This is a genomic window from Cellulomonas sp. A375-1 (genome assembly GCF_001040865.1).
GTDB classification, from domain to species: domain Bacteria; phylum Actinomycetota; class Actinomycetes; order Actinomycetales; family Cellulomonadaceae; genus Cellulomonas; species Cellulomonas gelida.
In genome coordinates, this window is record NZ_LFKW01000009.1 from 86,529 (window position 1) to 93,257 (window position 6,729).

The 6,729-nt window shown below is 74.2% G+C and carries 7 protein-coding genes; all 7 read left to right on the forward strand.

Going from position 1 to position 6,729, the window contains the following annotated elements:
- Nucleotides 1–7 precede the first annotated feature (7 nt).
- Nucleotides 8–541 carry a DUF3237 domain-containing protein gene (locus CWIS_RS01105; RefSeq protein WP_082156121.1) on the forward strand — a complete coding sequence of 178 codons (534 nt, stop codon included), beginning with the start codon at nt 8–10 and terminating at the stop codon, nt 539–541.
- Nucleotides 538–1,836, forward strand: coding sequence for a flavin-dependent oxidoreductase (locus tag CWIS_RS01110; RefSeq protein WP_048341363.1), 1,299 nt, complete (start codon nt 538–540; stop codon nt 1,834–1,836). Before CWIS_RS01105 ends, CWIS_RS01110 begins: the two co-directional genes overlap by 4 nt.
- 81 nt (nt 1,837–1,917) lie before the next feature.
- Nucleotides 1,918–2,742, forward strand: coding sequence for a tryptophan-rich sensory protein (locus CWIS_RS01115; RefSeq protein WP_048341364.1), 825 nt, complete (start codon nt 1,918–1,920; stop codon nt 2,740–2,742).
- 156 nt (nt 2,743–2,898) lie between these two features.
- A complete protein-coding gene (locus CWIS_RS01120; protein ID WP_082156122.1) occupies nt 2,899–4,806 on the forward strand; it encodes a heavy metal translocating P-type ATPase in 1,908 nt (635 codons plus the stop codon).
- Nucleotides 4,807–4,838: 32 nt separating this feature from the next.
- Entirely contained in the window at nt 4,839–5,792 is a 954-nt protein-coding gene (locus CWIS_RS01125) for an NAD(P)-dependent alcohol dehydrogenase (RefSeq protein WP_048341365.1), read from the forward strand.
- A 113-nt stretch (nt 5,793–5,905) separates the two neighbouring features.
- The gene (locus CWIS_RS01130; protein ID WP_048341366.1) at nt 5,906–6,343 is read left to right on the forward strand and encodes a YciI family protein; all 438 of its coding nucleotides are present in this window, start codon (nt 5,906–5,908) and stop codon (nt 6,341–6,343) included.
- 33 nt (nt 6,344–6,376) lie between these two features.
- Nucleotides 6,377–6,729 (forward strand): UbiA family prenyltransferase (locus CWIS_RS01135; protein WP_048341367.1); only part of this gene is annotated, 353 nt, incomplete at its 3' end.

Here is a 6,729-nt window from a genome sequence, read left to right on the forward strand (position 1 = left end):
AGGACAGGTGCTGGCACTGACGCCACCGCAGCTACGGCCGTTCTGCACGCTCACGGTCGAGCTCGCGCCGGTCCTGGACGTGGGTGCGGCCCGGCTCGGGAAGCGGCGCGTCGTCCCCATCGCGGGTGGGCGCGTCACCGGCCGGATCAGCGGGACCGTCCTGGACGTGGGCGCGGACTGGCAGACCGTCGACGACGACGGCGTGGCCGAGATGGACGCGCGCTACGCGTTCCGGACCGACGACGGCGCGCTCGTCGAGATCGTCAACCAGGGCTTCCGGTACGGACCGCCGGACGTCATGGCGCAGCTCGCGTCGGGCGCCCCGACGGCACCCGATGCGTACTCGATGCTCTCCACGGCTCGCCTCGAGAGCGGCCACCCCGACTACCGGTGGGTCAACCGGCTCGTGCTCGTCGGGACCGGCGCACGCCACGGCAGCACCGTGCAGGTCGACCTCTACACCCTCGAGGACCTCCACACCCTCGACGGCCGACACACCCTGGACCACCCCGACCCCCCGGAACGAGGGCCGCAGACGTGACCGACGAGCGAGTCCTGATCGCAGGCGGGGGGATCGGCGGCCTCGCCGTCGCGCTCACGCTGCACCAGCTCGGCGTGCCCTTCACGGTGCTCGAGGGTGCGCGCGAGCTCGCGCCGCTCGGGGTGGGGATCAACCTGCAGCCCAACGCGGTGCGCGAGCTCGGGGACCTGGGCATCGACACCGACGCGCTCGACGAGATCGGCCTCGCCACGCACGAGTGGGCGCTCGTCGGACGCAACGGCAACGACATCTACGCCGAGCCGCGCGGCCTGCGCGCGGGGTACAGCTGGCCGCAGTACGCCGTCCACCGCGGGCGTCTGCAGCTGCTCCTCGCGCAGACGCTGCGCGAGCGTGCCGGCGACGCCGCGATGCTGCTCGGCCACCGCGTCACCGGCTACGAGAAGCACGACGACGGGACCGTGACGGCGCTCGGGCAGCGCGCCGACGCGAGCACGGTCCGCGAGCGCGGCACCCTGCTGGTCGGCGCGGACGGCATCCACTCGGCGGTGCGCGCGCAGATGCACCCCGACCAGCCGCCCATCCACTGGGGCGGCACGATCATGTGGCGCGGCACCACGCAGGCGAGGCCGATCCGCACGGGCGCCTCGTTCGTCGGCCTCGGCTCGGCCCGGCACCGCGTGGTGGTCTACCCGATCTCGCCCGCCGACCCGGACACGGGCCTGGCCACGATCAACTGGATCGCCGAGATCCGGGTCGACGACGTCGACGACCGCGAGGCCGCGGGCTGGTTCCGGCGCGTCGACGTCTCGGAGTTCGCGCACCACTTCACCGACTGGACCTACGACTGGCTCGACGTGCCGGACCTGCTGGCCCGCGCCGAGGTCGCGTACGAGAACCCGATGATCGACCGCGACCCGGTGCCGACGTGGCACGACGGGCCGGTGCTGCTGGTCGGCGACGCGGCCCACGCGATGTACCCGACGGGGTCGAACGGGGCGAGCCAGGCGATCATGGACGCCCGCCTGCTGGGCGCCTCGATGCTGGAGCACGGTGTCACGCCCGACGCGCTCGCCGCCTTCGACGCGCGACTGTGCGGCCCGATCTCGCAGCTCGTGCTGCGCAACCGTGGCGACGGTCCGTTCGGCCTGCTCGACCTGGTCGACGAGCGGTGCGGCGGGCAGTTCGACGACATCGAGGACGTCGTCCCCGAGCTCGAGCGCAACGAGTTCATGGCCGGCTACAAGGCCGCCGCGGGCTTCGCGATCGAGCAGCTCAACGCGGCCGCGCCGACGATCGCACCCGGCGCGTCCCTCGGCACCCGCGTCGACGCGTGACCCGGTGCGGCGCTCTCCAACGAGCCCGCACATCCGACGTCCAAGATGCCGACTCGGGCAACCGTTGCCACCCTGGGCCCGATGAACACCACGATCTCGGCCGCCGCCCACCCCGCCACGAGCCAGGACCGCGTGCGGCAGGTCACGGTCCTGCTCGGGGCGGTCGTCGCGATCGTCGGAGCCACGATCGGCTCGGGCGCGCTCGGCGGCCAGCCGATCGCCGAGGCCGCGGACGGCGCGCTGTCCGCGACCGCGACCCCGGTCGCACCCGACAGCCCCGCGTTCGCGATCTGGTCGGTGATCTACGCCGGCCTGGCGGTCTTCGCGGTCGTCCAGGCGCTGCCGCGCAACGCGACCGACCCGCGACTGCGGGCGGTCGCCTGGTGGGTGCTCGCGTCGATGCTGCTCAACGCGCTGTGGATCGGCGTCGTGCAGGCCGGGTCGGTCGGGGGCAGCGTCGTCGTGATCGTCGTGCTGCTCGCCGTGCTGGCGCGGCTGTTCGTGACGCTCGTGCGCCTGGCGCACACCAACGCGGTGGCCTCGACGGTCACCGACGTGACGGTCGGGCTGTACCTGGGCTGGGTCAGCATCGCGACGCTCGCGAACACGGCCGCGTTCCTGGCGGCGGCCGACGTGGGCGAGCTCGGGCTCGGCGCGACCACGTGGTCGGTGATCCTCGTGGCCGCGGGCGCCGTGCTCTCCATCGCCTACGCCCTGTACGGCAGCAGCAGCCCGACCGTCGTCATCCCGGTCGGGCTGGCGATGGCGTGGGGACTGATGTGGATCGGCCTGGGCCGGACCGACGGCCCGCTGGTCGACGAGACGGTCGCGACCGCGGCGTTCGTCGCCGCGGGGGTCGCGCTGCTCGCGCCGCTCGTCACGACGCTCGCCGCGCGCCGGCGCTGACGGCTGTCGCGCCAGCGTCGCCCGCCCGCCCGCCTGCACGCCTGCCCGCCTGCCCGCCTGCCCGCCTGAGTCGAACCGGGCAGAGCCAGGCCCGGGGACGGTCAGGCCCGCCTTTCCTTGCTGGAGAAGTGCGCGGCGATGACGTATCAGTGAGGTATGCGTACCTACGTGGCGCGTCTCGCCGCGTACCCGGTCGTGATCGCGACGCTCGCGGTCGGGCTCGTGGGCGGGGTGCTCGAGCTGGTCGGCCAGGCCGAGGCCGCGCGGTGGGTGGTGTCCGCCTTCGCGGTCGGTGTCGCGGTGCTCAAGGTCCGCGAGATGGTGGCCGACCTGCGGGCCGGCAGCTACGGGATCGACCTGCTCGCGGTGACGGCGATCGGTTCGACCGTCGCGGTCGGTGAGTACTGGGCGGCGCTCGTCGTGTGCCTGATGCTGTCCAGCGGTGAGGCGCTCGAGGACTACGCGGCGGGCCGGGCCTCGCGTGCGCTGACCGGGCTGCTGGAGAGCGCCCCACGCATCGCGCACCGCCTGGACGGCGCCGGGCAGCTCACGGACCTCATGGTCGAGGACGTGGCGATCGGCGACCGGCTGCTCGTGCGGCCGTTCGAGGTCGTGCCGGTGGACGGCGTGCTCGAGTCCGCGACCGCGACGCTCGACGAGTCGTCGCTGACCGGCGAGTCCCTGCCGGTCGACCGCGCTCAGGGCGACGGGCTGCTGTCCGGTGCGATCAACGGCACGGAGGCGATCGAGATCCGCGCCACCGCGAACGCGGCGGACTCGCAGTACCAGCGCATCATCGAGCTCGTGCGCCAGGCGCAGGACTCCAAGGCGCCCTTCGTGCGCCTCGCCGACCGCGTCGCGGTGCCCTTCACGCTCGGCGCGCTGGGCCTCGCGGTCGCGGCGTGGCTCGTGTCCGGCGACCCCGCCCGGCTCGCCGAGGTGCTCGTCGTCGCGACGCCGTGCCCGCTGATCATCGCGGCGCCGGTGGCGTTCATGGGCGGCATGTCGCGCTCCGCGCGCGCCGGGATCATCGTCAAGAGCAGCGGCATGCTCGAGCAGCTCGCCCGGGCGCGCACCGCCGCGTTCGACAAGACCGGGACCCTCACCTACGGGCAGCCACGCGTCACGGAGGTCCACGCGCAGGGCATGGGCGCCGACGAGGTGCTCCTGCTCGCCGCCGCGGTCGAGCAGTACTCGGGGCACCCGCTCGCGGACGCGGTCGTCGAGCGTGCCCGCGAGGACGTCGGCGAGGTGCCGTCCGCCGAGGACGTCACCGAGGTCCCCGCGCACGGCATGCGCGGCGTCGTGGGCGGGCGCGTCGTCGTCGTGGGCAACGCCCGGCACATCGCACGCGAGACCGGTCAGGAGGCGCTCGCCGGGCCGGAGGCAGCCACGGCGGTGCACGTCGCGATCGACGGTCGGTACGTCGGCTACCTCGCCCTGGCCGACGAGCTACGCGCCGAGACCCGCGCGACGATGGCCTCGCTGCACCGCGCGGGCGTCCGCACGACCATGATGCTCACGGGCGACGGCACGGACGTCGCGCGTCACATCGCCGCGCGCGCGGGCATCGACGACGTGCGCGCCGAGCTGCTGCCGCAGGACAAGGTCGACGCGATCCGCACGGCACCGCTGCGTCCCGTGATGATGGTCGGCGACGGCGTCAACGACGCGCCCGTCCTGGCGGCGGCGGACGTCGGCATCGCGATGGGCGCGCGCGGGTCGAGCGCGGCGAGCGAGTCCGCCGACGTGGTCATCACCGTCGACGACCTGTCCCGCGCCGCGCGAGCGGTGCACATCGGCAAGCGCACCATGCGCGTCGCCTGGCAGGCGATCGGGATCGGGCTCGCCCTGTCCGTCGGCCTCATGCTCCTCGCGGCCGCCGGCCGCCTGCCCGCGATCGCAGGCGCCTGGCTGCAGGAGGCCGTCGACCTCGCGACGATCCTGTGGGCGCTGCTGGCCGTGCGCCCCAGCCGGTCCGAGCGGGCCGACCTGCGGCTGGTGACGTCCGAGCTCGGCGTGCCGAGCACCGCTCAGGCTGCCGATACGCTGCCGACGCGCTGACCTGCGCACCGCTCCCGATCGAGAGGCCTCCCGTGAAGGCTGTCGTGTACGAGCAGTACGGGGGTCCCGAGCGGCTGCGGCTCGCCGACGTCCCGACGCCGCGCCCCGCCGCCGGGCAGGTCCTGGTGAAGGTCGCGGCCACGTCGATCAACCTCAGCGACTGGGAGAGCCTGCGCGGCTCGCCGTTCTACTCGCGCCTCGGTGGGCTCCGGGCGCCGCGACGACACGTGCTCGGCTCGGACATCGCAGGGACGGTCGAGGCCGTCGGTGCCGACGTCACCGGGTTCGCCCCCGGCGACGAGGTCTACGCGGACAACCTCGCGCTCATGGGGGGCTTCGCGCAGTATGCGGTCGTCCCCGAGCGAGAGCTGGCGCGCAAGCCCGCCGAGCTGACGTTCACCCAGGTCTCGACGATCCCCCAGGCCGGCGCGATCGCGCTGCAGGGGACCTCGCTCGCGGCGCCGGGACGCCGCGTGCTCGTCAACGGCGCGGGCGGCGGCTCGGGGACGTTCGCGATCCAGCTCGCCAAGCGGCTCGGCGCGCACGTCACGGCCGTCGACAACGAGCACAAGCTGGACTTCATGCGGTCGCTGGGGGCCGACGAGGTCGTCGACTACCGCCGGGAGGACTTCACGCGCGGCCGCGAGCGCTACGACCTGATCCTCGACCTCGTCGCCCACAGGTCCGTCTTCGCCTACCGGCGCGCGCTCGCCCCGGGCGGACGCTACCGGTGCGTGGGCGGCACGGTCCGGTCGCTCCTGCGGGTGCTGACCGTCGGTGCCGCTGCGGGCGTCGCCACCGGACGCTCGTTGGGCGTGCTCGTCGTGAAGACGGGACCCGCGCAGTTCGAGCCTCTCGCCGAGCGGTGCGTCGCAGGGGAGGTCGCCGTCCACGTCGACCGAACGGTCGGACTCGACGGCGTCGCGGAGGCGCTCGCGCACGTCGGCGAGGGCCGCGCGCTCGGCAAGGTCGTCGTCACGCCCTGACGGTCCCGGTCCGCCGGCCCTCGCCCGGCCCGACGATGCCCCCCGGCTGTCGAATCCGGCGGTCGTCGTGCGTCATCTCGGTGAGACGACCGACTGACGAGAGGGGACAGGCGATGCAGTTCATGGTGATCGTCAAGGCCACGGCCGAGAGCGAGGCGGGCATCATGCCCACCACCGAGGACTTCGAGACGATGGGCGCGTTCATCGGCGAGCTCGTCGACGCGGGCATCCTGCGCGGCGCCGAGGGCCTGCTGCCGAGCAGCACCGGGGCGCGGATCTACGTCGAGGACGACGACGAGCGCACCGTCGTGGACGGGCCGTTCGCCGAGACCACCGAGCTCGTCGCGGGCTTCTTCCTGGTCGAGATGGACTCGCTGGCCGAGTGCGTCGAGCTGTTCAAGCGCTGCCCGGTGCAGCGGTCGAGCCTGGGCAAGCGCACGCACCTCGAGATCCGGCAGCTCCCGCGGCCCGAGGACTTCGGGGAGAGCTTCACGCCCGAGCAGCAGGAGGCGGTCGAGCAGCGGCGCGCCAAGGTCGCGGCCCAGGGCTGACCCGCGGCGGCGGGTCGTGCCAGGGTGGGCGCCATGCCCGTCGTGCGCACCGCCGCCGCCCTGCTGCGCGCGTCGCACCTGCCCCCGACGCTCGCCGTCACGGCGTTCGCGGCGGCGTACGCGTGGGGCGTCGGGGCACCCGCCGGGCTGGCCGCGCAGGTCGCGCTCGCGGTGCTCGCGGGTCAGCTGTCGGTGGGGTGGTCGAACGACTGGATCGACGCCGCGCGTGACCGGGCCGTCGCCCGGCCGGACAAGCCGGTCGCGACGGGGGCGATCACCACCGGGACGGTGCGGGCGGCCGCGCTCGTGGCGGCGCTCGCGTGCGTGGTGCTGTCGTTCCTGCTCGGGCCCGCGCCGGGCGCGGTGCACGTCGTGGCTGTCGCGTC